Source organism: Pseudomonas sp. NPDC078416 (assembly GCF_050268485.1).
GTDB lineage: Bacteria > Pseudomonadota > Gammaproteobacteria > Pseudomonadales > Pseudomonadaceae > Aquipseudomonas.
Map to the genome: position 1 here is coordinate 327,605 of NZ_JBNNGV010000001.1, position 26,974 is coordinate 354,578.

The 26,974-nt window shown below is 60.4% G+C and carries 23 protein-coding genes; 17 read left to right on the forward strand and 6 right to left on the reverse strand.

Translation table 11 applies throughout. From position 1 onward, the window contains the following. The first annotated feature begins 89 nt into the window (after window positions 1-89). From ACQKEN_RS01580 to ACQKEN_RS01605, 6 genes are all read left to right on the forward strand, one after another. Window positions 90-1,454: an aspartate aminotransferase family protein gene (locus tag ACQKEN_RS01580; protein WP_427683168.1), complete on the forward strand. Its 1,365-nt coding sequence runs from the start codon at window positions 90-92 to the stop codon at window positions 1,452-1,454. 72 nt (window positions 1,455-1,526) lie between these two features. After that, window positions 1,527-2,624, forward strand: coding sequence for a polyamine ABC transporter substrate-binding protein (locus ACQKEN_RS01585; protein WP_369306951.1), 1,098 nt, complete (start codon window positions 1,527-1,529; stop codon window positions 2,622-2,624). 276 nt (window positions 2,625-2,900) lie between these two features. Further along, window positions 2,901-3,995, forward strand: coding sequence for a polyamine ABC transporter substrate-binding protein (locus ACQKEN_RS01590; RefSeq protein ID WP_427683170.1), 1,095 nt, complete (start codon window positions 2,901-2,903; stop codon window positions 3,993-3,995). 56 nt (window positions 3,996-4,051) lie between these two features. After that, the gene (gene potA, locus ACQKEN_RS01595) at window positions 4,052-5,194 is read left to right on the forward strand and encodes a polyamine ABC transporter ATP-binding protein (protein WP_074889771.1); all 1,143 of its coding nucleotides are present in this window, start codon (window positions 4,052-4,054) and stop codon (window positions 5,192-5,194) included. Further along, a complete protein-coding gene (locus tag ACQKEN_RS01600; protein WP_427683173.1) occupies window positions 5,191-6,111 on the forward strand; it encodes an ABC transporter permease subunit in 921 nt (306 codons plus the stop codon). The genes potA and ACQKEN_RS01600 overlap by 4 nt, the downstream gene beginning before the upstream one ends. Continuing rightward, a complete protein-coding gene (locus ACQKEN_RS01605) occupies window positions 6,108-6,998 on the forward strand; it encodes an ABC transporter permease subunit (protein ID WP_427683175.1) in 891 nt (296 codons plus the stop codon). Before ACQKEN_RS01600 ends, ACQKEN_RS01605 begins: the two co-directional genes overlap by 4 nt. Window positions 6,999-7,404: 406 nt before the next feature. On the opposite strand, the gene ACQKEN_RS01610 is transcribed toward ACQKEN_RS01605, so the two are convergent. Next, window positions 7,405-9,804 (reverse strand): penicillin acylase family protein, encoded by a 2,400-nt coding sequence (locus ACQKEN_RS01610; RefSeq protein ID WP_427683177.1) that lies wholly within the window; start codon window positions 9,802-9,804, stop codon window positions 7,405-7,407. Window positions 9,805-9,969: 165 nt separating this feature from the next. Between ACQKEN_RS01610 and ACQKEN_RS01615 the strand changes: the two genes are divergently transcribed. Next, window positions 9,970-10,911, forward strand: coding sequence for an alpha/beta hydrolase (locus tag ACQKEN_RS01615; RefSeq protein WP_427683179.1), 942 nt, complete (start codon window positions 9,970-9,972; stop codon window positions 10,909-10,911). A 168-nt stretch (window positions 10,912-11,079) separates the two neighbouring features. Here the strand turns inward: ACQKEN_RS01615 and ACQKEN_RS01620 are convergent, their stop codons facing one another. Next, the gene (locus tag ACQKEN_RS01620; protein WP_427683181.1) at window positions 11,080-11,820 is read right to left on the reverse strand and encodes a DUF2059 domain-containing protein; all 741 of its coding nucleotides are present in this window, start codon (window positions 11,818-11,820) and stop codon (window positions 11,080-11,082) included. A 195-nt stretch (window positions 11,821-12,015) separates the two neighbouring features. Here ACQKEN_RS01620 and ACQKEN_RS01625 point away from each other — a divergent pair, with 195 nt between their 5' ends. Both ACQKEN_RS01625 and ACQKEN_RS01630 read left to right on the forward strand, forming a co-directional pair. After that, entirely contained in the window at window positions 12,016-12,654 is a 639-nt protein-coding gene (locus ACQKEN_RS01625; RefSeq protein ID WP_065987352.1) for a 2OG-Fe(II) oxygenase, read from the forward strand. A 180-nt stretch (window positions 12,655-12,834) separates the two neighbouring features. Further along, entirely contained in the window at window positions 12,835-13,272 is a 438-nt protein-coding gene (locus tag ACQKEN_RS01630) for a DUF4399 domain-containing protein (protein WP_282369831.1), read from the forward strand. 360 nt (window positions 13,273-13,632) lie between these two features. Here ACQKEN_RS01630 and serA read toward each other — a convergent pair whose 3' ends face one another. After that, complete coding sequence (gene serA, locus ACQKEN_RS01635; protein ID WP_192171263.1) at window positions 13,633-14,862, reverse strand: phosphoglycerate dehydrogenase; 1,230 nt, start codon at window positions 14,860-14,862, stop codon at window positions 13,633-13,635. 170 nt (window positions 14,863-15,032) lie between these two features. On the opposite strand from serA, the gene ACQKEN_RS01640 reads away from it, so the two are divergent. The 4 genes from ACQKEN_RS01640 to ACQKEN_RS01655 all read left to right on the forward strand — a co-directional run bounded on the left by ACQKEN_RS01640 (window position 15,033) and on the right by ACQKEN_RS01655 (window position 19,194). Continuing rightward, window positions 15,033-16,427 carry an FAD-binding oxidoreductase gene (locus ACQKEN_RS01640; RefSeq protein ID WP_178086290.1) on the forward strand — a complete coding sequence of 465 codons (1,395 nt, stop codon included), beginning with the start codon at window positions 15,033-15,035 and terminating at the stop codon, window positions 16,425-16,427. 151 nt (window positions 16,428-16,578) lie between these two features. Further along, window positions 16,579-17,244 (forward strand): fumarylacetoacetate hydrolase family protein, encoded by a 666-nt coding sequence (locus ACQKEN_RS01645; protein ID WP_265387495.1) that lies wholly within the window; start codon window positions 16,579-16,581, stop codon window positions 17,242-17,244. Continuing rightward, entirely contained in the window at window positions 17,244-18,143 is a 900-nt protein-coding gene (locus ACQKEN_RS01650) for an SdiA-regulated domain-containing protein (protein ID WP_427683184.1), read from the forward strand. Before ACQKEN_RS01645 ends, ACQKEN_RS01650 begins: the two co-directional genes overlap by 1 nt. A gap of 139 nt (window positions 18,144-18,282) precedes the next feature. Continuing rightward, window positions 18,283-19,194: an SdiA-regulated domain-containing protein gene (locus ACQKEN_RS01655; RefSeq protein WP_427683186.1), complete on the forward strand. Its 912-nt coding sequence runs from the start codon at window positions 18,283-18,285 to the stop codon at window positions 19,192-19,194. A gap of 42 nt (window positions 19,195-19,236) precedes the next feature. Here ACQKEN_RS01655 and rpiA read toward each other — a convergent pair whose 3' ends face one another. After that, complete coding sequence (rpiA, locus tag ACQKEN_RS01660) at window positions 19,237-19,908, reverse strand: ribose-5-phosphate isomerase RpiA (protein WP_427683187.1); 672 nt, start codon at window positions 19,906-19,908, stop codon at window positions 19,237-19,239. Window positions 19,909-20,062: 154 nt separating this feature from the next. On the opposite strand from rpiA, the gene ilvA reads away from it, so the two are divergent. Then, complete coding sequence (gene ilvA, locus ACQKEN_RS01665; protein WP_108235527.1) at window positions 20,063-21,577, forward strand: threonine ammonia-lyase, biosynthetic; 1,515 nt, start codon at window positions 20,063-20,065, stop codon at window positions 21,575-21,577. Between the two features lie 255 nt (window positions 21,578-21,832). Continuing rightward, window positions 21,833-22,261 carry a DUF2269 family protein gene (locus tag ACQKEN_RS01670; protein ID WP_427683188.1) on the forward strand — a complete coding sequence of 143 codons (429 nt, stop codon included), beginning with the start codon at window positions 21,833-21,835 and terminating at the stop codon, window positions 22,259-22,261. A 127-nt stretch (window positions 22,262-22,388) separates the two neighbouring features. Here ACQKEN_RS01670 and ACQKEN_RS01675 read toward each other — a convergent pair whose 3' ends face one another. Further along, window positions 22,389-23,045, reverse strand: a complete 657-nt coding sequence (locus ACQKEN_RS01675) for an HAD family hydrolase (RefSeq protein ID WP_427683190.1) — start codon at window positions 23,043-23,045, stop codon at window positions 22,389-22,391. A gap of 166 nt (window positions 23,046-23,211) precedes the next feature. Between ACQKEN_RS01675 and ACQKEN_RS01680 the strand changes: the two genes are divergently transcribed. After that, entirely contained in the window at window positions 23,212-23,691 is a 480-nt protein-coding gene (locus tag ACQKEN_RS01680) for an RNA pyrophosphohydrolase (RefSeq protein ID WP_062379340.1), read from the forward strand. A gap of 21 nt (window positions 23,692-23,712) precedes the next feature. Further along, a complete protein-coding gene (gene ptsP / locus ACQKEN_RS01685; RefSeq protein WP_065986723.1) occupies window positions 23,713-25,992 on the forward strand; it encodes a phosphoenolpyruvate--protein phosphotransferase in 2,280 nt (759 codons plus the stop codon). A 226-nt stretch (window positions 25,993-26,218) separates the two neighbouring features. On the opposite strand, the gene ACQKEN_RS01690 is transcribed toward ptsP, so the two are convergent. Continuing rightward, complete coding sequence (locus ACQKEN_RS01690; protein ID WP_427683193.1) at window positions 26,219-26,965, reverse strand: NRDE family protein; 747 nt, start codon at window positions 26,963-26,965, stop codon at window positions 26,219-26,221. Window positions 26,966-26,974: the final 9 nt, after the last annotated feature.

Genomic DNA, 26,974 nt, shown 5'->3' on the forward strand with positions numbered 1-26,974 from the left:
CAAGGGGCGTCGCCAGATCCGAGCCAGATTCGAGTGGATCGCGAGCGGATCGACGGCGCCCCACACGCGATACCACAATGGAGTGATTCATGAGTTCCAACAACCCGCAAACCCGCGAATGGCAAGCCCTCAGCGGTGATCATCACCTGGCGCCGTTCAGCGACTTCAAGCAGTTGAAAGAGAAAGGCCCGCGCATCATCACCAATGCCAAGGGCGTTTACCTCTGGGACAGCGAAGGCAACAAGATCCTCGACGGCATGGCCGGGCTCTGGTGTGTCGCCATTGGTTATGGTCGTGAAGAACTGGCCGACGCTGCCAGCAAACAGATGCGCGAGCTGCCGTATTACAACCTGTTCTTCCAGACCGCTCACCCGCCGGCACTGAAACTGGCCAAGGCCATTTCCGACATCGCCCCCGAGGGCATGAACCACGTGTTCTTCACCGGTTCAGGCTCCGAAGGCAACGACACGGTGCTGCGGCTGGTGCGTCACTACTGGGCGATCAAGGGCCAGCCAAGCAAGAAAGTCATCATCAGCCGCGTCAACGGTTACCACGGTTCGACCGTAGCCGGCGCGAGCCTGGGCGGCATGACCTACATGCACGAGCAGGGCGATTTGCCGATTCCGGGCATCGTGCACATTCCGCAGCCGTACTGGTTCGGTGAAGGCGGCGACATGACGCCCGACGACTTCGGCATCTGGGCGGCTGAACAGCTGGAGAAGAAGATCCTCGAACTAGGCGTGGACAACGTCGGCGCGTTCATCGCCGAGCCGATTCAGGGCGCCGGCGGTGTTATCGTTCCGCCGGACACCTACTGGCCGAAGATCAAAGAAATCCTCGCCAAATACGACATCCTCTTCGTGGCCGACGAAGTGATCTGTGGTTTTGGACGCACCGGTGAATGGTTCGGCAGCGATTACTACGACCTCAAGCCTGACCTGATGACCATCGCCAAGGGCCTGACCTCGGGCTACATCCCCATGGGTGGCGTCATCGTGCGCGATGAAGTGGTCAAGGTGCTGAACGAGGGCGGCGACTTCAACCACGGTTTTACCTACTCCGGTCACCCGGTGGCGGCAGCGGTGGGTCTGGAGAACATCCGCATTCTGAGTGAAGAAAAGATCGTCGAACGGGTGAAGTCCGAAACGGCACCCTATTTGCAAAAGCGTCTGCGCGAGCTGAGCGACCACCCGCTGGTGGGTGAAGTGCGGGGCGTCGGCATGCTGGGCGCAATCGAACTGGTGAAAGACAAGGCCACTCGCGAGCGTTATGTCGGCAAAGGCGCAGGCATGATTTGCCGCACTTTTTGCTTCAACAATGGCCTGATCATGCGGGCCGTGGGCGACACCATGATCATCTCGCCGCCGCTGGTGATTACCTTCGCCGAGATCGACGAGCTGATCGAAAAGGCGCGCAAGTGCCTGGACCTGACGCTTGAGTCATTGCAGGGCTGAATTTTTACCGGGAAATTGCCAGACTGTCCGCCGTCTAGACGCCGCTTACATAAAAACACTGGAGCCGTACGAATGAAGAAATTTGGCAAAACCCTCCTGGCCTTGTCCCTCATGGGCGCAGTGGCCGCCGCTGCACACGCCGATGACAAAGTCCTCCACGTCTATAACTGGTCCGATTACATCGCACCGAACACCATCGCCGACTTCGAAAAAGAGTCGGGCATCAAAGTGGTGTACGACGTGTTCGACAGCAACGAGACCCTGGAAGCCAAGCTGCTGGCCGGTAAATCGGGTTACGACATCGTCGTTCCGTCCAACAACTTCCTGGCCAAGCAGATCAAGGCCGGCGTCTACCAGGAGCTGGACAAGTCCAAGCTGCCAAATTACAAAAACCTTGACCCTGCGCTGTTGAAAGCCGTGTCGATCAGCGACCCGGACAACAAGCACGCGTTCCCGTACATGTGGGGCTCGATCGGCATCGGCTTCAACGCTGAAAAGGTCAAAGCCGCCTTGGGCGCTGATGCACCGGTCAACTCGTGGGACCTGCTGTTCAAGCCAGAGAACGCTGCCAAGCTGAAAGGCTGCGGCATCAGCTTCCTCGACTCGCCAACCGAAATGCTGCCAGTGGCACTGCATTACCTGGGCCTGCCGACCGACAGCCAGAAGAAGGAAGACATCCAGAAGGCCGAGGATCTGTTCAAGAAGATTCGTCCTTCGATCACCTACTTCCACTCGTCCAAGTACATCTCGGACCTGGCCAACGGCAACATCTGCGTAGCGGTGGGTTACTCGGGTGACGTCTACCAGGCCAAGGCGCGGGCTGAAGAAGCAGGCGGCAAGGTCAAAGTCAGCTACAACATTCCGAAAGAAGGCGCAGGCAGCTTCTACGACATGGTCGCCATCCCGAAAGACGCTGAAAACGTCGAAGGCGCCTACAAGTTCATGAACTTCATCCTGCAACCGAAGGTGATGGCTGAAATCACCAACTCCGTTCACTTCCCGAACGGCAACAAGGCGGCAACCGAGTTCGTCGACAAGGACATCACGTCTGATCCAGGCGTCTATCCGCCAGCGGACGTTCTGGCCAAGTTGTACGCGATCGCCGACTTGCCGGCGGCGACTCAACGCCTGATGACCCGCAGCTGGACCAACATCAAATCGGGTAAATAAGCCTGAACGGGTGGGGCGCTTGCCCCACCCGGACTGTGGGAGTGAGCTTGCTCGCGAATGCTGACTGCTTCAAATGAATGCAGGACTGACACACCGCAATCGCGAGCAAGCTCACTCCTACAGGTTTTGCGTTAGCTGTCATGACACCCGCGTCACAAAAAGTTTTTTTGCGAGAAGGGTTTATCGAAGGTAAGTTGCGCGCCGGATGGGTCACAGGCAGTCGTTACTGTCATCGGTACGGGCAACAGGCCCACCTACTAAAAAAGGACTGCACACGTGTCTATTTCTTTATTTTCAAAAGGCTTGCTGCTCGGCGCAGGGCTCACGCTCGCCGCCGGTGCCTACGCGGATTCCACCGTTCGCATTTATAACTGGTCCGATTACATCGGCACCACGACGCTGGAGGACTTCACGTCCACCACCGGGATCAAGACCAAGTACGACGTCTTCGACTCCAACGAAACTCTGGAAGGCAAGCTGCTGGCCGGCCACACCGGGTATGACGTGGTCGTGCCGTCCAACCACTTCCTGGGCAAGCAGATCAAGGCGGGGGCGTTCCAAAAGCTCGACAAATCGCAGCTGCCCAATTACTCCAATCTCGACCCCGAACTGCTCAAGCGCCTGGAAAAGAACGACCCGGGCAACCAGTACGCCGTGCCGTATCTGTGGGGCACCAACGGCATCGGCTACAACGTCGACAAGATCAAGGAAGTCCTGGGTGTCGACACCATCGATTCCTGGGCCACGCTGTTCGAGCCCGAGAACATCAAGAAGCTGCAAAAATGCGGCGTTGCGTTTCTCGACTCTGCTGACGAGATGATCCCCGCAGTCCTGAATTACATGAAGCTGAGTCCGAACAGCACCGACGAGAAAGACTACAAGGCGGCGGAAGCCAAGCTGCTCAAAGTCCGCCCTTACGTGACCTATTTCAACTCGTCCAAGTACATCACTGACCTGGCCAACGGCGACATCTGCATCGCGGCCGGCTTCTCCGGTGACGTCTTCCAGGCCAAGGCCCGTGCCGCAGAAGCCGGCAAGGGCGTCAAGATTGCCTACTCGATCCCGAAAGAGGGCGGCAATCTGTGGTTCGACATGCTCGCCATCCCTTCGGATGCGCCGGACGTGAAGGCCGCCCACGCGTTCATCAACTACATCCTCAAGCCCGACGTGATCGCCAAGGTCAGTGACCAGGTGGGTTACGCCAACCCGAACCCGGCTTCGGGGGCGCTGATGGATCAGGACATTCGCAACGATGAGGCGGTTTATCCTTCGAAGGAGATACAGGAGCGCCTGTATGTCAATTCCGAGCTGCCGCCGAAGATCCAGCGCGTCATGACGCGCAGCTGGACGAAGATCAAAACCGGTAAATAAAGACCTTGGCGCCCGGCCCCATTGGCCGGGCGCAAAAACAGTTGGGAGTTTCACCCATGGCAGTTGCCTCCGGCGCCTACAAGAAATCCCTTGAGGGTGGTCAGCAACCGAAACAGGTGCTGGTCAAAATCGATCGGGTCACGAAGAAGTTCGATGAGACGATTGCTGTGGACGACGTGTCTCTGCAGATCAACAAGGGTGAAATCTTCGCCCTGCTCGGCGGCTCCGGCTCGGGGAAATCCACCCTGCTGCGCATGCTCGCCGGTTTCGAACGCCCGACCGAAGGGCGCATTTACCTCGACGGCGTCGACATCACCGACATGCCGCCGTACGAACGTCCGATCAACATGATGTTCCAGTCCTACGCGCTGTTTCCGCATATGACCGTGGCGGACAACATCGCCTTTGGCCTCAAGCAGGACAAGTTGCCCAAAGCCGAAGTCGAAGCCCGCGTGGCCGAGATGCTCAAGCTGGTGCAGATGACTCAGTACGCCAAGCGCAAGCCCCATCAGTTGTCCGGCGGCCAGCGTCAGCGCGTGGCTCTGGCGCGCTCCCTGGCTAAAAAGCCGAAGCTGCTGCTGCTCGACGAACCCATGGGTGCACTGGACAAAAAACTGCGTTCGCAGATGCAGCTGGAATTGGTGGAGATCATCGAGCGCGTCGGCGTGACCTGCGTGATGGTGACCCACGACCAGGAAGAGGCCATGACCATGGCCGAACGCATCGCGATCATGCACCTGGGCTGGATCGCACAGATCGGCAGCCCGATCGATATCTACGAAACGCCCACCAGCCGCCTGGTGTGCGAGTTCATCGGCAACGTCAACCTGTTCGACGGTGAAGTCATCGAAGACATGGAAGGCCATGCGCTGATCAGCAGTCCTGAGCTCGAACGCAAAATCTACGTCGGCCACGGCGTCACCACGTCGGTGGAAGACAAGCGCATCACCTACGCGCTGCGCCCTGAGAAACTGCTGGTGACCACCGAGCAACCGTCGTTCGAACACAACTGGTCCCGGGGCAAGGTTCATGACATCGCCTATCTGGGCGGTCACTCGGTGTTCTACGTGAAGCTGCCGTCGGGCAAGCTGGTGCAATCGTTTGTCGCCAACGCCGAGCGTCAGGGCACGCGACCGACCTGGGACGACGAAGTCTTCGTCTGGTGGGAAGACGACAGCGGCGTGGTATTGCGCTCATGAAAATCCGAAAAATAAAACGGGCTTTCAAGCGAATAAAACCCACCGGGCGCCAGGCCGTTATCGGCGTGCCGTTCCTGTGGCTGTTCCTGTTTTTCGCGCTGCCGTTTCTGATCGTCATCAAGATCAGCTTCGCTGAAGCAGACGTAGCGATTCCGCCGTACACCGAGATTTTCACCTTCGTCGAGCAGAAGCTCGACATCGTGCTCAACTTCGCCAACTACGCGCTGCTGACCAGTGACGATCTGTACATCTCGGCGTATCTGGGCTCGTTGAAGATGGCGTTCATCAGCACGGTGTTGTGCCTGTTGATCGGCTATCCGATGGCGTATGGCATCTCCATCGCCCGCAAAGAGATGCAGACGGTGCTGTTGCTGCTGATCATGATGCCGACCTGGACAGCGATCCTGATTCGCGTCTACGCGTGGATGGGCATCCTCAGCAACAACGGGCTGCTCAACGCTTTTCTCATGTGGCTGGGTGTGATCAGCGAGCCGTTGCAGATACTCAACACTAACCTCGCGGTGTACATCGGCGTGGTGTATTCGTATCTGCCGTTCATGATCCTGCCGCTGTACGCGAATCTGGTGAAGCACGATCAAAGCCTGCTGGAAGCCGCCTCGGATCTGGGCTCAAGCACCTTCAACAGCTTCTGGAAAATCACCGTGCCGCTGTCCAAGAACGGCATCATCGCCGGCTGCATGCTGGTGTTCATTCCGGTGGTGGGCGAGTTCGTCATCCCGGAACTGCTGGGCGGCCCCGAGACGCTGATGATCGGTAAGGTGCTGTGGCAGGAATTCTTCAACAACCGTGACTGGCCGGTAGCGTCGTCGCTGGCGGTGGTGATGCTGTTGATCCTCATCGTGCCCATCATTCTGTTCAACCGCAGTCAGGCCAAAGAGCTGGAGGGCAAGGCATGAGAGGCTTCCGATTCTCGAACCTGATGTTGGTACTGGGCCTGATCTTCATCTACGCGCCCATGGTCATTCTGGTGATCTACTCGTTCAACGCCTCCAAACTGGTAACGGTCTGGGGCGGCTGGTCGGTGAAGTGGTACGTCGGCTTGCTCGACAACACCCAACTGATGAGTGCGGTCATGCGCTCGCTGGAAATCGCGCTGTACACCTCCGTTGCGGCGGTGGCGTTGGGCACGATGGCGGCCTTCGTGCTGACGCGCATCACCCGCTTCAAGGGCAAGACCTTCTTCGGCGGCCTGGTCACCGCGCCACTGGTGATGCCTGAAGTGATCACCGGCCTGTCGCTGTTGCTGCTGTTCGTGGCGATGGCGCAGTTGCTGGGCTGGCCCGAGGAGCGTGGCATTGTCACCATCTGGATCGCTCACACGACATTCTGTGCGGCGTATGTGGCGGTGGTGGTGTCGGCGCGTCTTCGCGAGCTGGACATGTCCATCGAAGAAGCGGCAATGGATTTGGGTGCGCGGCCGTGGAAGGTGTTCTTCCTGATCACCATCCCGATGATCGCGCCATCGCTGGCGGCGGGGGCAATGATGTCTTTCGCGCTGTCGCTGGACGACCTGGTGCTGGCGAGCTTCGTCTCCGGCCCGGGCTCGACGACCCTGCCCATGGAAGTGTTCTCCGCGGTGCGCCTGGGCGTGAAGCCTGAGATCAACGCGATTGCCAGCTTGATTCTGCTGGCCGTGTCGATCGCGACCTTCCTGGTCTGGTTCTTCAGCCGCCGCGCGGAAAACAACCGCAAGCGCGCGATCCAGCAAGCCATCGAAGAAGCCGCGGCCGACGGCTGGAAACAGCCGGACCTGCGCCGTGCAAAGGTGGTCGAGTCGGTTTGATACCGATCACTGCTCCAGTGAGATGTTCCCACTGAATGCACGCGATGCTTTTAGTGGGACCGGCTTCAGCCGGGAAGAGGCCGGTGAGTGCGCTTTAGATCTGCGGCGTAACGCCCGACGCCTTCCCGGCTAAAGCCGGTCCCACAGTCGAGTTCACTCTCACTGCATGATCTCACTGGACGGATGCATTCCTCTGTAGGAGCCGGCTTGCTGGCGAACGCGGTTGATCATTCACCGTTGCGGTGTCTGGTCCAATGCATTCGCCAGCAAGCCGGCTCCTACCGGAGTGATACCGGCCGTTGATCGTTCCCACGCTCTGCGTGGGAATGCATCTCCTGACGCTCCGCGTCCCGGGCGGCATCCCCACGCGGAGCGTGGGGACGATCATCAATAGGATCTGCCGGGGTTACCGCCCCGGCACCAGCTTCAACACTTCCTTGCTGTTCCCCGCCACATCCCCTTCGCTGAACCGCTCTGGCACGTACTCGCCGTTAATGTAGCGCTGCGCCTGATCGGCGTAGTGCTTGTCGAACAGCACGCCGCTCTGGCCCACCGGATTGATCCCCAGGGCGTGGGCCGGGTCGGCGAAATCGATGAGGCGGCGTGTCGATGGCCCGTACGTCACCGGCCACGGCGCGGGGCCCATGCTCGCTGACAGGTTGTTCGGCACCTCATGGGTACCGGGCGCCGCGAATGGCCCGACATTGAAAAGCATGTCCAGCGGCGGCTGTTTGCCCAGCGGATGTTCGTGGGTCAGCGTGTGCGCCTTGCCCCATGTCCACTCATCCGGGTTCTGCCCGTACAGCGATTTGAGGTGCGAGACCGCCGCATGCCACGCGACCTTCACCGTGTTGTCGCGACTTTCGGGTTCCCGAGAATGTCGATTGTTCCACCATGGTGAGTTCGCGTCGGCGGCCAGTCGCGGCAGCGCCAGGTCAATGAGTCGTGTCGACAGCAGCGTGGTGAACATCCCGTCGCTCAGCTCGTCATGGAAAACCTGATCGGTCAGGTTGAACAGAAACTGATTGAACAGCGTCGCCCCCACCGAATCCACGGAGTAGTCACCGTTCCACGCCGCCAGGCGCTCAAGCAAGTCGTGCTCCTCCGGCTCGCTGACCACCCGGCGCAGCACCGGAATCAGCGGAGTAAGAATCTGTGCGGCGTAATCCGTTCGAGTGCCGAGCTGCAGCGCCTTGCTGCTCTCCAGATTCCATTTCACCTTGTCGTCGCTCAACTGGCGATCCAACTGGCGACCGCGCTCGGCGAGGTTGTAGTAGCCCGGTATCTCCATCCCAGTAGGCGACACCGGCTGGAAGTTCGCCGAGACGATATAACCCCGCGCCGGGTTTTCTTCCTGCGGGTTAGCAGTGAAGGGGTAGAAGCCGTTCTTGTCAGCCTGCTCGGAGCTGCCATCGAGAATGAACGTCGGATTCACCCCCGCAGGCCGCTTCGGCAGTTGCGCCGCAGCCCACCAGCCGATATCGCCCTTGGCGTTGGCGTAAATGATGTTCAGCCCCGGCGACTGAATCTTCTCGGCGGCGCTGCGCATCTTCTCCAGCGTGTCGGCGCGGTTGGCTTCGTAAAAGCCCTGCAGAATCGGATTGTCCGATTCAAGGAACGACCACCACATCGCAATCGGCGTGTCGCTCGGCTGCTGTGCACCACTGGGGCCCAGCGCGTCATTGACTATCGGGCCGTGGGGTGACTGCCGCAAGGTGATTGTGACGGGGGATTCGCCCTTGACCTCGATCTGCTCGGTACGTGACGTCATGTCCACCCAGGCGCCGTGGTACCAGACTTGATCGGGATTATCGGGATTTGTCTTTTCACCGATCAGGTCCAGATCATCGTTCTGGAACATGGTCAGGCTCCAGCCGAAATCCAGGTTGTGGCCGAGCAGTGCGAAGGGGTTGAGGGCCTGAAAATGCCCGTACAGCTCGAAACCCGGCGCGGTCAGCTGGGCTTCGTACCAGACTGCCGGCACCGAAAAACGAATGTGCGGATCACCCGCCAGCAGCGGTTTGCCACTCTGGGTACGGCTGCCGGACACCGCCCAGGCATTGCTGCCCTCGAACTGCGGCAGGCCGGCCTTCTCAAGCGCCTGCTGGCTGAGCAGTGCCAGGTCATTGAGGCCTTTCCAGTCGTTGCTCGTCAATGCAGGGGACTGGCCAAGGCCCCCTTGCGGCTGCCAGCCCATGTCGAAGACTTTCAGGTACTCCGGGCCCAGTTGATCCCGCACATAGGTCATCAATGGCTCGGTGCGAAACGCGGCAGCAAAGCTGTAGGCCAGATACCCGCCAACGCTGAGGGTGTCTTGCGCCGTGAACGGTCGCTCACGAATGCCCAGCACGTCGAACTCGATGGGTTTGGGATGCGTCGCCTGATATTGATTGATGCCGTCCAGATACGCTTGAAGCGCCCTCCACGCCGGCGTGTTTTTGTCCTGGCGGGCGACGTAGGCATCGGCGTGCTCGCGGATGCGCAGGCTGCGGAACAGCCTGTCGGTGTTGACCAGCTTGGGGCCGAGTACTTCAGCCAGCTCGCCGCGCGCCAGCCTGCGCAGGATTTCCATCTGGAACAGGCGGTCCTGGGCGTGGACATAGCCCAGAGCGCGGTACAAATCGTCCTGGTTGTCGGCACGAATATGCGGCACGCCCCGCTCGTCGTAACGTACGGTGACCGGGGCCTGCAGCCCGGTGAGGCTCATCTCGCCATCGCGGAGCGGCTGCTTGCTGTGGATGTACCAGGCGCCCGCGCCCCCGATGAGCACCAACACTGCGACGACGACGTAAAGGCTGCGTTTCATCCGGGGGCTCAAATGAGAATCGTGAAGGTTTTGCAGGCTACAGATTTGTCTCGCGACTGGGTAGACGGACCGCCCATGGATTTAGGCCGCGTAACTTGCCACGCCGCAGCGGACAGATGACACTTCCGTGCGGCCGCTTCCCACACACCCTCATCTGGAATTCTGATGTCCGACACGTTCGATCCCGACCACCTGCGTGCTGAGCTGTTGCCGCTAAGCGTGTCGCAAGCGCCATCTGAAGAGGCGCAGGCTTATCAGCGTTTCTACGGTTTGAACGCGCTCGGCCCGAATGGCTCGATCAGTAGCCGGATCGGGCGCGTTGAAGTGGGCGGTTACGACATCGTCACGCAGCTCTGGAAGCCCGAGCACCCCGTCGGCACGCTGGTGCTGATGCACGGGTTTTACGATCACGTCGGGTTGTATCGTCACGTCATCGACTGGGCGCTGGGGCTCGGGCTGGCGGTGATTGCCTGCGACCTGCCTGGCCATGGATTGTCCAGTGGGGCGCGGGCAAGCATTACTGACTTTGCGGAATATCAGGCGGTGCTGGATCGACTGTTAGTCGAAGCCGATAGCCTCAACCTGCCCAAGCCGTGGCACCTGTGCGGGCAAAGCACCGGTGGCGCGATTGTCATCGACCACGTGCTGCATCACGGCGACGCCAGCCCGGCGCAGGGCCAGATCATCCTCCTGGCGCCGCTGGTGCGGCCGCGTGGCTGGGCCTTGTCGAAACTCAGCTATTACCTGCTGCGCGGCTTCGTCAAAGCCATCGACCGGCGTTTCAGCGAAAACTCAAACGCCCCGACCTTTCTGCCTTTCTTGCTGGCGGATCCGTTGCAGCCACGACACCTGCCGACGGTATGGGTGGGCGCGTTGGCCAAATGGATCGAGCGCATCGAACGTGCACCGCGAAGCCGCCGCAGCCCGCTCATCGTGCAGGGCGAGTCGGACATGACCGTGGACTGGAAACACAATCTGCCGGTGCTCAAGGACAAGTTCGCTGAGCTGCAGATCTTCATGCTGCACGAAGCGCGGCACCATCTGGTCAACGAGTCACCCGAGCTGCGCGCGCGGTTTTTTGAGTTTCTGACGGAGCGAATGGGGTAGGGGCTATCCATTCTGTAGGAGCGTGGCTTGTCCCGCGATCTGCCGCGCAGCGGTAGCAGCTGCGGTGATTACGGCATGTCAGGATGATGGGTTTACGAACTTGCGGCCGGTTCCCGTCCGATCGCGGGACAAGCCACGCTCATACGCTTCCTGGAGCAGCGATAACAGCTACTTTACGTTCTGCCCGACCGCCAATCCCGCGCGAACAGCGGCCAGTGCTGCCTTGTAATAGGCTTTGCCTTCGTTGGACTCGGCGAAGGTCGCGAATTCGTCTAGCTCGCCGTCCGACAGGTCCCGGTACACATAAAGCAATGTGTTGTTCACGTCCTTGCCAATCTGCCCCATCAGCCGCTGACGCTGACTGTCGAGCATCGCCTGGGTCGTGCCGCCGCCCATCAGGCCTGGAATCATCGAGCTCAGGCTGTCGGCGGCGACGCCCGCAATGGCCATGCTGACCTCGGCGCCGGCTTCCTTGGCGGGGAGGGCGTTGGCCAGGTGCCCGATGATCAGCAGACGGTTGTCGTCGGCCTGGATGTGCGGCAGGCCTTGGGCGTTTTTGGCCAGTTGATCCGGGCGCGTCGCAGTGAGTTCGGCATTGACGATCTTGCGACCCAGAGGCGACTGGAAAAACTGCAGCGCAGGGTTCGGGTCCTGCAGCGTCTGGCGCAGCATTTGCTCCCCGCGCTGATCCATCGCCTGCGGCGCGAAACGCTGATTGCTGTTGCTCACCAGAGCGTCGAATACAGCGGGCGGAAGGCTGTTGCGGTAACGCTGCTGAGCGGCTTTCAAGGCATCGACAAAATGAGCGCGTTGTTCCGGCCAGCCGGCGAGCGTGTACAGCTGATCGTGGCCGTCTGCCCAAGCGGGCAAAGTGCAGAACATCAACAGCAGGAAAAACAGACGGCGCATTAGAGACTCCTGTCGGCAGGCCGCCATTCTCGGTGGGGCAGCGGGGATTTGTCGAGTTAACACTTGCCAGACCCCGCTAAAAACCTTGGGTTCGATCAGCAGTCGGGCGAAACCGCCGGGCGTAATCAAACCCGCAAAAATATTCCTCATTCGCCGTACTGCAGGCCCTGTCGGATTAATCGGCGTATGGATACTATGCGCGCCATGCGCATATCCCCTGATCACCCGCTGCTGTTGCGAATCGTCGACGACCTGGCCGAGCGTGGCTGGTCGCAGCAGAACATCTTCCTGCCCGACACCCTGACCCGCGAACTGGCGCTTGAATGCCGCACGCGTGCCGTTCAGGGCGAGCTCGCACCTGCTGCGGTGGGGCGCGGGCCGGCGCAGGAGGTTCGCGAGGGGATTCGCGGCGATCACATTCAGTGGCTGGAAGCGGGGCAGGCCGAGCCGTGCGATCGCTATCTGGACCTGATGGAGAGCCTGCGTCAGGCGCTGAACCGAGGCCTGTTTCTGGGTCTTGAGGATTACGAAAGCCACTTCGCGCTCTATCCGCCGGGGGCCTTCTACCTCAAGCACGTGGACCGCTTTCGCGATGACGACAAACGCATGGTCTCGGCGGTTGTTTATCTAAACGACGGCTGGTTGCCGGAGCACGGCGGCCAACTGAGGATGTACCTCAAGGACGGTGTCGAGTATGACGTGCAACCCACCGGCGGCTGCCTTGTGGTGTTTCTCTCCGGCGACATGCCACACGAAGTCATGCCCTCGACCCGCGAGCGGCTGTCGCTGACCGGATGGTTCAGACGGCGCGGGAACGAGCCGTTCGAGTTGTAACTGGCTTGCTGTCCGTCTGCATCCGCCCAACATGAAATCTTCTACATCCAGCCACTCAGCGAAATACTTCGCGTCCAACCGCAGCTAAGGTAAAGGTCGTTCCTGAGCGGTTGGCTGTCGGGATGAAGAGGCTTCAATCCCCGAACCCGCCAATCGCACATCGATAAAAACGGAGAGATCATGAAGACGTTATTCGCGAGAACTGCCCTGACCGGACTGCTGCTGGGGGCGAGCTTCCTCGCCCAGGCCGCCGACATCCCTCGCACGGCATCGCCGGCGGGCGCCGAGGTTTACATCATCTCGCCGAAGGACGGCGCGACCGTCAACGGCGCATTCAAGGTGCAGTTCGGCCTCAAGGGCATGGGCGTTGCCCCGGCCGGCGTTGACGTTCCGGACACAGGCCATCATCACCTGCTGATCGACGTCAAGGATCAGCCCGACATGACCGCGCCGCTGCCGACCACCGACAACATCCGTCACTTCGGCAAGGGCCAGACTGAAACCGAGCTGAATCTCACACCGGGTCAGCACACCCTGCAACTGCTGGTTGGCGACAAGAACCACGTTCCCCTGAACCCGCCGGTCGAGTCGCAGAAGATCACCATCACGGTGAAATAACGCGTATCGCGTATCGCGCATCGCGCATCGCGCATCCGCAGATGCCATAGATGGCGTGGACTCCGCCGTCCGATGGCTGGCGTGAGATTCGTAGGAGCCGGCTTGCTGGCGAAGGCGTCAGGCCAGATGCATCAATGGCGCATGAAAAAACCTTCGCCAGCAAGCCGGCTCCTACGGATTGAGGTACGCCGCATAGGCGTGTGTCGCCGCAATCCAGGTGTAGGAGCGCGCTCGCCCGCGAACGCGATCTGTCTGTGCCACCCATGTTGGATGACTCACCGCGAATGAAGGGGCGAATGCGCAGCGCACAAAAAAAGGAGACCCGAAGGTCTCCTTTTTTATCAACCTGAAACCAGCGATTTAGAACAAAACGCGGCTACGAATGGTGCCTTTGATGTGCTGCAGTTTCTCTTGCGCCAGATCGGAGTACTCGGCGTCGACGTCGATCACCACGTAACCCACTTTCTCGTTGGTCTGCAGGAACTGACCGGAGATGTTGATGCCGTTTTCAGCGAAGACCTTGTTGATCTCCATCAGCACGCCCGGAATGTTCTCGTGAATGTGCAGCAGGCGGTGCTTGCCAGGGTGAGCCGGCAGGGCCACTTCCGGGAAGTTGACGGAAGAAACCGACGTACCGTTGTCGCTGTACTTGACCAGTTTCTCTGCCACTTCCAGACCGATGTTGGCCTGGGCCTCAGCGGTCGAGCCGCCGATGTGCGGGGTCAGGATCACGTTGTCCAGGCCGCGCAGCGGGCTTTCGAACACGTCGTCGTTGGAGCGGGGCTCGACCGGGAACACGTCGATGGCCGCGCCGATCAGGTGCTGATCCTTGATCGCGTCAGCCAGTGCGTCGAGTTCGACCACCGTGCCGCGTGCCGCGTTGATCAGGATGGCGCCCTTCTTCATCGTGCGAATTTCTTTCTCGCCGATCATCCACTGGGTTTCGTTGGTTTCCGGAACGTGTAGGGTGACGATATCAGCCATGCCCAGCAGCTCGTTGAGGCTGGATACCTGAGTGGCGTTGCCCAGCGGCAGCTTGGTCAGGGTGTCGTAGAAGTACACCTGCATGCCCAGGCCTTCAGCCAGGACCGACAGCTGAGTGCCGATCGAGCCGTAGCCGATGATGCCGAGCTTCTTGCCACGAATCTCGAACGAATTGGCCGCGCTCTTGATCCAGCCACCGCGATGGCAGGAAGCGTTCTTCTCCGGGATACCGCGCAGCAGCAGGATGGCCTCGGCCAGCACCAGCTCCGCCACCGAACGGGTGTTGGAGTAAGGGGCATTGAACACAGCGATGCCGCGTTCGCGGGCTGCGTTCAGGTCAACCTGATTGGTACCGATGCAGAAACAGCCGACCGCGACCAGTTTCTTGGCGCTGTCGAACAGTTCTTCAGTCAGTTGGGTGCGGGAACGAATACCGATGAAATGAGCGTCGGCAATCTTTTCCTTCAGTTCGGCTTCCGGCAGAGACTTGGTGTGGTACTCGATGCTGGTGTAACCGGCGGCCTTGAGGACGTCGACCGCGGACTGGTGGACGCCTTCGAGAAGAAGGAACTTGATCTTGCTCTTGTCGAGGGAAGTCTTGCTCATCTGCGTAAACCTGTGTTCCGGAGAGAAATGGCAGTAAGTGAAGCGCGCGCAAATCGGCCGAAAGCTCGATTGGCGGGGGGCGTATGCTAGCATATGCACCCCGCGAAACATCCCATTCCTGGACGTGAGCCGTTCTCAGGATGACCATGAATTGTTCGAGAGTTCTGTTGATGACCCATCCTGCGCTGATAGATGAGCTGAAGACCCTGGTTGAGCCCGGCAAGGTCCTGACCGACGCCGATTCCCTCGAAACCTACGGCAAGGACTGGACCAAACATTTCGCCCCGGCGCCCACCGCCATCGTCTTCCCCAAGACCACCGAACAGGTGCAGGCGATCGTCCGCTGGGCCAACGACCGCAAGGTTGCGCTGGTCCCTTCGGGCGGCCGCACCGGGTTGTCCGCGGCCGCCGTTGCCGCCAATGGTGAGGTGGTCGTCAACTTCGATTACATGAATCAGGTGCTCGAACTCAACCTGACGGATCGCACTGCCATCTGCCAGCCTGGCGTGGTCACCAAGCAGCTGCAGAATCTCGCCGAAGAAAACGGCCTGTATTACCCGGTGGACTTCGCCTCGTCTGGCTCCAGCAATATCGGCGGCAACATCGGCACCAACGCCGGCGGGATCAAAGTGATTCGCTATGGCATGACCCGTAACTGGGTCGCGGGGCTCAAGGTGGTCACCGGCAAGGGCGACCTGCTCGAACTGAACAAAGACCTCATCAAAAACGCCACCGGCTACGACATGCGTCAGCTGTTCATTGGCGCCGAAGGCACGCTGGGGTTTGTGGTCGAAGCGACCATGCGCCTGGACCGCGCGCCGAAAAACCTCACCGCGATGGTTCTCGGTACCACCGATTTCAACGCCATCATGCCGGTGCTGCACGCGTTCCAGAGCAAGCTGGACCTGACCGCATTCGAGTTCTTCTCGGACAAGGCGCTGGCCAAGGTCATGGCGCGCGGTGACGTGCCGTCCCCGTTCGAAACCGAATGCCCGTTCTACGCGCTGCTGGAATTTGAAGCGACCACCGAAGAGGTGGCCAACCACGCGCTGGAAACCTTTGAGCACTGTGTTGAGCAGGGCTGGGTGCTGGATGGCGTGATGAGCCAGAGCGAACAGCAACTGCAGAACCTGTGGAAACTGCGCGAATACATTTCTGAAACCATCTCCCACTTCACGCCGTACAAGAACGACATCTCGGTCACCGTTTCGAAGGTCCCGGCGTTTCTCGCTGAAGTGGACGCGATCGTTGGCCAGCATTACCCGGATTTCGAAATCGTCTGGTTCGGCCATATCGGCGACGGCAACCTGCACCTGAACATCCTCAAGCCGGAAAACCTGAGCAAGGACGAGTTCTTTGCCAAGTGCGCGACGGTGAACAAGTGGGTGTTCGAGATCGTGCAGAAGTACAACGGCTCAATCTCCGCAGAACACGGCGTCGGTATGACCAAGCGTGACTACCTGCACTACAGCCGCTCGCCGGTGGAGATCGAATACATGAAAGCCGTCAAAGCGGTATTCGACCCGAACGGCATCATGAACCCCGGCAAAATCTTCGCGGTGTAAAGCGGCGTTCACTGTCGAATAACATCGCGATGCGCCTCACGCCGTTTGATGGTTTCGGCAGGGCGCAAATCTGTAGGAGCCGGCTTGCTGGCGAACTCGGTCGGTCAGATATGAAATGTCGACTGACACAACAAGCATTTCAGGAGCGCTCATGAGCTATCAGCACAAGTACGTCGACGGCACCAAGGTTCACTTTCCGCTGGGTAAAGTCGTCTGCATCGGCCGCAATTACGCCGAGCACGCCAAGGAGCTGGACAACCCGGTGCCGACCGAGCCGCTGCTGTTCATCAAGCCGGGCAGCTGCGTGGTCGGGATCGAGGGTGGCTTCAGCATTCCTCAGGACCGGGGTTCGGTGCACTACGAAGCCGAGATCGTCGTGCTGATCGGCAAGCCGCTGAGCAAGAACCCAAGCCGCGAAGAAGTCCTCGACGCGATATCCGGCTTCGCCCCGGGCCTGGACCTGACGCTGCGCGACGTGCAGTCGAAACTGAAAGAGAAAGGCCTGCCGTGGGAAATCGCCAAGTCTTTCGACGGCGCGGCGGTCATTGCCCCGTTCGTCTCCGCTGACGCTTATCCCGATCTGACCGACATCGCCATCCGCCTGACCATCAACGGCGAAGTCCGCCAGGACGGCAACAGCAGCCACATGCTCAACCCGATCGTGCCGATGATCCAGCACATGGCGTCGCAGTTCTCTCTGCAGGCCGGTGACCTGATCATGACCGGCACGCCGGCAGGCGTAGGTCCATTCAACGTCGGCGATGAGATCGTGCTGGAGCTGACAGGCCAGAGCCGTTTCGAAAGCGACGTGCGCTAATGGCATACCGCGAAAGTCGTCTGAGTTTCCGTTGGTGGTGGTTGCTCATCGCCGCGCTGGTGATTTTGGCCGGTCTGTCCTACGCCTGGCACTGGGACGATCGCGGCATGTTGTGGCTGCGCGAGCGCAACGTCACGCCGGCCGAGCGCGCGGCGGGCATCTGGCTGCCGGATTACAAGGTCGACATCGACGCCAAGCCACTGGCCGGCATGGAAAAGGACGAGGCCTCGGACCTGTCCTACGATCCGTCGACCAAAACCCTGTACTCGGTGATGGGCAAAAATCCTTTCCTTTCCGAGATCACGCTGACCGGCGATGTCATTCGCAAGATCCCGCTTGAAGGCTGGGGCAACCCCGAGGGTGTTGCCGTTCTGGGCGACGGGCTGATTGCCATCGTCGATGAGCGTCAGCACCTGATGACCATCGTCCACGTCACCCCTGACACCAAAACCCTGAACATCGCCGACTTCCCCAAGTACGATCTCGGTCCGTCGAAGGATCAGAACAAAGCCTTCGAAGGCATCGCCTGGGACCCTCGGGATCAGCAGTTCCTGTTTGGCGAAGAGCGTCCGCCTGCGTTGTACAGCTGGAAAGCCGATGGCAGCAGCGAAGTGAAGGGCGAGAAGCGCAAGCTGATCAACGACAACCTGATCGTGCGCAATCTGTCGTCCCTGTACGCGGACCAGAAGACCGGGCATTTGCTGGTGCTGTCCGCCGAGTCGCATATGTTGCTGGAGCTGGACGGCAAGGGTAATCAGGTCAGCTTCATGACCCTGCTGCGCGGTTTCAATGGCCTGAGCGAAACCATCCCGCGCGCCGAAGGGGTGGCGATGGACGAGAACGGCACCATTTACATGGTCAGCGAGCCCAACCTGTTTTACACCTTCAAGCGGCAGTAAGCCTCTGCCGGCTTCGCCTGGAACGTCTGTCGGGGCTTCTCATGGCCCCAAAAAGTCGAAACGAGATGTCACATGGCTTTCAGTTTGGCTTCAGAATACGGTGCTATTAAAGTCGCCCCACTGAAGTCGAGCCCCCTGCATGCGTCGTGTCACCCCGTTCCAGAGCGTCGCGCTCACGTTACTTGTCTTGTTGATACTGACCGCGTCCTTTTTCGTGGCGCGCGAATACCGGGTCATCGAGCGGCTCTGGTTCAACTGGTACGTGTTCTGGCAATCCAGCGACGCTCAAGCGCTGGGCCTCGACGCCTATGAGGTCGAGATTGAGGCGCGGGCCATCGACGGCCTGAAGGCCAATGTCTCGGCGCTCAGCTTCGATCCGCAGCGCAAAACCCTTTTCACCGTGACCAACAAAAATCCCGAGCTGGTCGAGTTGAGCCTGGAAGGGCGGATTCTCAGACGAATTCCCCTGACCGGGTTCGGGGACGCCGAAGCGGTCGAGTACATCAGCCCCGGTATCTACGTCATCAGCGACGAGCACAGTCAGCGGCTGATCAAGGTTCACGTGGATGACGACACGACATTCCTCGACGCCGCCGATGCCGAACAGTTGACTCTGGGCATCGACGCCGGCGGCAACAACGGCTTCGAAGGGCTGGCTTACGATAATCAGGGGCGTCGCCTGTTCGTCGCCAAAGAACGCCGACCGGTGCAGATCATCGAAGTGCGCGGCTTTCCTGACGCGGGAACCCATTCTCCAAACATTCTTGAAGTGACGTCCAGCAAACAGCGGGATGCGGGCCTGTTCGTGCGCGACCTTTCCAGCCTGCAGTTCGATGAACGAAGCGGGCATTTGCTGGCGCTGTCGGATGAGTCGCGGCAGATTCTTGAGCTGGACACTGAAGGCCGGCCGGTCGCCAACGTGTCGCTGACCAAGGGCAGCATGGGCCTGAGCAAAAGCGTGCCCCAGGCCGAGGGCATCGCCATGGGGGACGACGGCACGTTGTACGTCGTGAGCGAGCCGAATCTGTTTTACGTGTTCAAGAAACGCTGAGGGCAAGGCATCTGCGCTAGGATTCGCCTTGCCCCGCAATCATTAGCGCTTGAGGGTTTTCACGCCTTCTTGAGTGCCCAGCAGCAGCAGATCCGCCGGGCGCGCGGCGAACAGGCCGTTGGTGACGACGCCGACGATGTTGTTGATCTGCGCTTCCACTTCCGCCGGGTTGGTGATGTTCATGTTGTGCACATCGAGGATGATGTTGCCGTTGTCCGTCAGCACGCCTTCGCGGTAAACCGGGTCGCCGCCCAGCTTCACCAGTTCGCGGGCCACGTGGCTGCGGGCCATCGGGATCACTTCCACCGGCAGGGGGAACGCGCCCAGCACCGGCACCAGCTTGCTGGCGTCAGCGATGCAGATGAAGGTTTTGGCCACGGCGGCAACGATCTTCTCGCGGGTCAGGGCTGCGCCGCCGCCTTTGATCAGGTTCAGGTGCTCGTCACTTTCGTCAGCGCCGTCGACGTAAAACTCCAGGTCGCTGACCGTGTTCAGCTCATACACCGGAATGCCGTAGCCCTTGAGGCGCGCAGCCGTTGCGTCGGAGCTTGCGACTGCGCCGTCGAACGCGCCTTTGTGCAGGGCCAGTGCGTCGATGAAGCAATTGGCGGTAGAGCCGGTGCCCACGCCCACGACGCTTTTGTCGTCGAGTTTCGGAAGGATGAAATCGACGGCGGCCTGGGCAACGGCCTGTTTGAGTTGATCCTGGGTCATGCGAGGTGGGCTCCGGTTACAGGGAATAGCGATAGGTCCGAGGGCCGGCAGTATAACGACATGCCGTGGTCAAAGCCTGAGTCTTGATGTGGTCGTGCGCCGGGGCGAGGGGTAGACTTCCGGGTCTTGCCCCTTCGCCAGCGATTCTTCCCCGATGCTCGAGCACTACGTCAAAAAGATCCTCAATTCCCGCGTCTACGACGTTGCCGTGGAAACCCCGCTGCACGCCGCCCGCCAGCTGTCTGCGCGCTTGGGCAACAATGTGCTGCTCAAGCGCGAAGACCTGCAGCCGGTGTACTCCTTCAAGATTCGTGGCGCCTACAACAAGCTGGCGCAGCTGAGCCCGGAAGAGCTGGCGCGGGGCGTGGTGACGGCATCGGCGGGCAATCATGCCCAAGGCCTGGCGCTGGCGGCGAAGACGCTGGGCGTGTCGGCGACCATCGTGATGCCGAAGACCACCCCCGAGATCAAAGTCGAAGGCGTGCGCTCCCGGGGCGGAAAAGTCGTACTCCATGGCGATTCGTTTCCCGAGGCGCTGGCGTATTCGCTGAAGCTGGTTGAGGAACACGGCTACGTCTACGTTCACCCGTACGACGACCCTGACACCATTGCCGGGCAAGGCACGGTGGCGATGGAAATCCTGCGTCAGCACCAGGGGCCACTGGATGCGATCTTCGTGCCGGTCGGTGGTGGCGGGTTGATTGCCGGCATTGCGGCGTACGTGAAATACCTGCGCCCGGAGATCAAGGTGATCGGCGTCGAACCGGACGATTCAAACTGCCTGCAACAGGCCATGGCCTACGGCGAGCGCGTGGTGCTGCAGCAGGTCGGGCTGTTTGCCGACGGTGTGGCGGTGGCGCAGATCGGTCAGTACACCTTCGAGATCTGCAAGGACTACGTTGACGAAGTCATCACCGTCAGCACCGATGAAATCTGCGCGGCGATCAAGGACATCTACGACGACACCCGCTCGATCACTGAACCCTCCGGCGCCCTGGGCGTGGCCGGGATCAAGAAGTACACCGAACAGTACGAAGTCACCGGGCAGACGTTTGTGGCCATCGACTCTGGCGCCAACGTCAACTTCGACCGCTTGCGCCATGTCGCCGAGCGCGCTGAACTGGGCGAAGGCCGCGAGGCAATCATTGCCGTGACCATTCCGGAACAGGCGGGCAGCTTCAAAGCCTTCTGCGAGGCGATTGGCAAACGACAGATCACCGAATTCAACTACCGCTACCACACTGACCGCGAGGCGCACATCTTCGTCGGCGTGCAGACTCACCCCGACACCGACCCTCGCAAGGCCCTGATCGCGAGTCTGACGGAACAGGGTTTCCCGGTGCTCGACCTGACCGACAACGAACTGGCCAAGCTGCACCTGCGGCACATGGTGGGTGGGCATTCGGAGCGGGTCAGCGATGAGGTGGTGCTGCGCTTCGAATTCCCGGAGCGGCCAGGTGCGCTGTTCAACTTCCTGAACAAACTGGGTGGGAAGTGGAATATTTCGATGTTCCACTATCGCAACCACGGCGCGGCGGATGGTCGAGTGGTGGCGGGGTTGGTGGTGCCGGAAGACGAGCGGCATCTGGTGCCGCAGGCGTTGGCGGAGATTGGTTATCCATACTGGGACGAAACGAAGAACCCGGCGTACAAGCTGTTTTTGGGGTGAGCTCCGAAGACTGACACTGCTGACTTCAGCGGTTCATGCCCGGACCTGTAGGCGCGAGGCTTGTCCCGCGATCTGCCGGGAACCGGCAGCAATACGGTGCATGCGGTCTCCGGACTGAAGAAGCAAGGTCGCTCATGGGCTGCGGCTTCGCGCCAGATCGCGGGACAAGCCACGCTCCTACAGGATCAACAGCGGCGGCGACATACAACCGGCTGCTAATCTTCAAACACCGCCATAAACAGGGACACGAACACAATGGAACACTTCGCTGCACTGAAAATCCTGCACGTCGTCAGCACGGTCCTGCTGTTCATCTGCGCGCTGGGGCTGATCGTGTGGATCGTTCGCGGCCGCCGGGCGGGCGATGCGACGGTGCAGAACCGCGCCATGCAACGGCCGTGGGCATTCGTCTGGGTGCTGATGGGCGTATGCCTGCTGACCCTGCCGATCAGCGGCTGGTGGCTGGTGCACTACGCCGGCTGGCCGCTGGGGCAGACCTGGCTGCTGGCGGCGAGCGTACTGTATCTCTTCGGCGCCTTGAGCTGGGCCTGGCTGGCGGTGAGGGTCAACCGTCTGCGCCGGCCGGTCATCGTCGGCAACTCCCGCTTCACCCTGGCGCTGGCTATCTTCAGCGTCGTCTGCTTCGTGGCGATTGCCGGTCTGATGGGTGCCAAACCGGTTTAAACCTCATTTCGCAGTGACACCAGAGGCAGACCATGGATTGGGGTTGCCTGACCCATTTTTTCGCGGGCAAGCGCGCTCCTACAGAGGCGCGGTGACTTGTAGAAATGAGCTTGCCCGCGAAGGCTTTTCAATCGCGCAGTGAAATCACCGGCCAGCCGCGACGGGTGGCTTCGGCGCGCAGCTTCTCATCAGGATCGACCGCCACCGGGTTCGCCACCTGCTCCAGCAGTGGCAAATCGTTCATCGAATCACTGTAGAACCAGCTGTCATCCAGGTTGAAGCCGTTTTCTTCGATCCAGCGATTCAAGCGGGTGACCTTGCCCTCACGAAAGCATGGCACGTCGGTGGTGTGCCCGGTGTAGCGGCCGTCGACGATCTCGCACTCGGTCGCCAGCAGCGTGTCGATGCCCAGCCTTGCCACGATCGGTGCGGTCACGAAACGGTTGGTCGCGGTGATCACCACCAGCTTGTCGCCAGCGTCGCGGTGCTTGGCGATGAGGGCCATGGCCTTCGGCAGGATCAGGGGCTCGATGCAGTCGCGCATGAATTCCCGGTGCCATTCGTCGAGCTGCGCCATGTCAGTGCGGCCGAGAATCTCCAGGCTGAAATTCAAGTAGTCGGTCAGGTTCAGCGTGCCAGCCAGATAGTCCTGATAGAAAGCATCGTTGCGCGCCTTGTAAGCAGCGCCGTCCAGGATGCCGCGTTCGCACAGGTAATCGCCCCAGGCGTGGTCGCTGTCGCCGCCGAGAAGGGTGTTGTCGAGGTCGAACAGGGCCAGGCGCATGGGCTTTACTCGCTGAATTATCAGAAAAAAGAGCACAAGAATACGAGGTTTGCCTAAGAGATCGCATCTATTAATGCAGTTGTCACGATAAGCTGTCCCAGCCTCGTTGCTGCCTTCACGATCTTTGTGGAACAATGCGGCGACATGCGTTTGCGAGGTTGTGGCCGTGATCGACCCCGATGGTTTTCGCCCTAATGTCGGGATAATTCTGACAAATGATGCTGGCCAGGTCTTATGGGCTCGGCGCATCAATCAAGACGCCTGGCAGTTTCCGCAAGGGGGTATCAACCCTCAGGAGACCCCGGAAGACGCGCTTTACCGTGAATTGAATGAAGAAGTCGGGCTGGAACGGCATGATGTTGAAATTCTTGCCTGCACCCGGGGTTGGTTGCGCTATCGTCTGCCGCAACGACTGGTCCGTACCCACAGCCAGCCGCTGTGCATCGGCCAGAAGCAAAAATGGTTTCTCCTGCGCCTGATCTCCAACGAGCAGCGGGTGCGGATGGATTTGACCGGCAAACCGGAGTTCGATGGCTGGCGTTGGGTCAGTTATTGGTACCCGTTGGGCCAGGTGGTGACATTCAAGCGCGAAGTATATCGCCGCGCACTCAAAGAGCTTGCCCCGCGCCTGTTGGCGCGCGACTGACACGGAGTTCGACCCCGAGCCATGCTCAATACGCTGCGCAAGATCGTCCAGGAAGTTAACTCCGCCAAGGATCTCAAGGCGGCGTTGGGCATTATTGTATTGCGCGTAAAAGAGGCCATGAGCAGCCAGGTCTGCTCGGTCTATCTGCTCGATCCTGAAGCGAATCGCTTCGTGCTGATGGCCACCGAAGGCCTGAACAAGCGCTCGATCGGCAAGGTGAGCATGGCCCCGAACGAGGGCCTCGTAGGTCTGGTCGGTACGCGTGAAGAACCGCTGAACCTCGAAAACGCCGCCGATCACCCTCGCTATCGCTACTTTGCGGAAACCGGCGAAGAGCGCTACGCCTCGTTTCTCGGTGCGCCGATCATCCACCACCGCAGGGTAGTGGGCGTTTTGGTCATCCAGCAAAAGGAGCGCCGTCAGTTCGACGAGGGCGAAGAAGCCTTCCTTGTGACGATGAGCGCGCAGCTCGCCGGCGTTATCGCCCATGCGGAAGCTACCGGCTCCATCCGCGGCTTAGGCCGGCAGGGCAAGGGCATTCAGGAAGCCCGATTCGTCGGCGTGCCGGGTTCACCGGGTGCTGCCGTCGGCACCGCGCTGGTCATGCTGCCGCCGGCTGACCTCGAAGTCGTGCCGGACAAAACCGTCACTGATATTACCGCTGAACTCAAACTGTTCCAGACCGCCCTTGAAGGCGTGCGCAATGACATGCGCACCCTTTCGGCGAAGTTGGCGACACAATTGCGTCCTGAAGAGCGCGCGCTGTTCGATGTGTACCTGATGATGCTCGACGATGCGTCACTGGGCAGCGAAGTCACCAACGTCATCAAGACCGGCCAGTGGGCCCAGGGCGCGTTGCGTTCGGTGGTCAACGAACACGTTAAACGCTTCGAGCTGATGGACGACGCCTACCTGCGTGAGCGCGCATCGGACGTCAAAGACCTGGGTCGCCGTCTGCTCGCCTACCTTCAGGAAGCGCGTCAGCAAACACTGGTCTACCCCGACAACACCATTCTGGTCAGCGAAGAGCTGTCGCCCGCCATGCTCGGCGAGGTGCCGGAAGGCAAGTTGGTGGGCCTGATTTCGGTACTCGGCTCGGGTAACTCCCACGTCGCCATTCTGGCCCGGGCCATGGGGATTCCCACGGTCATGGGCGTGGTGGACCTGCCGTACTCGAAAGTCGACGGCATCCAGCTGATCGTCGACGGCTACCACGGCGAGGTCTTCACCAACCCCTCCGAGATTCTTATCAAGCAGTACTCCGTCGTCGTCGAAGAGGAGCGTCAGCTCTCTCAGGGCCTCGACGCGCTCCGTGAGTTGCCGTGCGTGACCCTCGACGGTCACCGCATGCCGCTGTGGGTCAATACCGGTCTGCTGGCAGACGTGGCCCGTGCGCAACAGCGAGGCGCGGAAGGCGTTGGCCTGTACCGCACCGAAGTGCCGTTCATGATTCAGCAGCGGTTCCCGAGCGAAAAGGAACAGCTCGCTATCTACCGTGAGCAACTGGCGGCGTTCCACCCGTTACCGGTGACGATGCGAACGCTGGACATTGGCGGCGACAAGTCGCTGTCGTACTTCCCGATCAAGGAAGACAACCCGTTCCTCGGCTGGCGCGGTATTCGCGTCACGCTGGACCACCCGGAAATCTTCCTGGTGCAGACCCGCGCCATGCTCAAGGCCAGTGAGGGCTTGAACAACCTGCGGATTCTGCTGCCGATGATCTCCGGCACCCACGAAACCGAAGAGGCGCTGCACCTGATCCACCGGGCATGGGGCGAAGTGCGCGATGAAGGCACTGACGTGCCGATGCCGCCGGTGGGCGTGATGATTGAAGTGCCGGCGGCGGTCTATCAGACCCGTGAGCTGGCGCGCCAGGTGGATTTCCTGTCTGTCGGCTCAAACGACTTGACCCAGTATTTGCTGGCGGTCGACCGCAACAACCCGCGCGTGGCGGATTTGTACGACTACCTCCACCCGGCGGTGCTCCAGGCCTTGCAGAGCGTGGTGCGCGATGCCCACGCCGAAGGCAAGCCGGTTAGCATTTGCGGCGAAATGGCCGGTGATCCTGCGGCGGCGGTGCTGCTGATGGCGATGGGCTTCGACAGCCTGTCAATGAACGCCACCAACCTGCCGAAAGTGAAGTGGATGCTGCGTCAGATCAACCTGAGCATGGCCAAGGACCTGTTGGCCCAACTGATGAAGAACGACAACCCGCAAGTCATCAGCAGCTCGTTGCAACTGGCGCTGAGGAATCTGGGCCTGTCGCGGATGATCAATCCGGGGTCGGTGAAGGGGCATTGAGGGCTGGCTGACTCAGTACCGATCTTGATGGCTGCCTATGGTCTTTACGAGCCGGCTTGCTGGCGAATGCGATTATTCAGCGACACTGATGGTGCCTGACACACACGGTTCGCCAGCAAGCCGGCTCCTACAGAGAAATCGTGGTATGTCAGTTACATCTGTGTCTGTGCGGTGTAACGCCTGCCGCTTTCCCGGCTAAATCCGGTCCCACAAAACCTGATGCCGGTTAAATCTGCAGGTCCACCTCTCCCAATCTCCCGCCATACGGCCCGAAGCTGCGCTCGATCAGGCGCCGGCTGCCGTCCCCATTAACCAGCAACACCGTGCTCGCCCGCGTGCCGTAATTGGGGCTGGCAATGAACACGCTCGACAGCAACTTTTCCGTCGCAAGCCCCACGCCGGTGTTCGGCAGTTCAGCCTCTGGCGCAGGCCCGTGATCGGCAAGAAAACCAAACAGCGCTTCGGGATCAGGAGTGTGCAGTTGTTCGGACAGGGCGGCTTTGGCTTTCACCAGCTTTGGCCACGGCGTGTCGAGGCCGGCGTTGGACACCCCGTAAACGCCTGCTTCCAGGCGAAGGGGTGTCGGATCGTTCGCATTGAGGAAATGCAACTGGTGACGATCACCCACCAGCAAGTTGAACCCGCCGTACTCCGTCGCCCGAGTCGCGGTGTCGCTCAGATACTCATCCATGGACACATCGCTGCTCAAAAAACCAGCAACCAATTCGCCCCGCGAACGACGGCCGGGCGGCTTGCCCGGCTCGCGGATATTGGTCAGCGCTGCGAATCGTCCGTCAGCATTGATCCCCAGCCACGTCCCACCCGCTTCTAGATCGCGCCCGGCATACACCTGCGGCGCGTCTTCCCACTGCGCCAGCGGCAGAGTAGGACGGGCGTAGAACTCGTCACGATTGGCCGCCAGAATCAGCGGCTGAGGGTGCGACGGTCGCCACGCGAAGACGATAAGGCACATGGATGACTC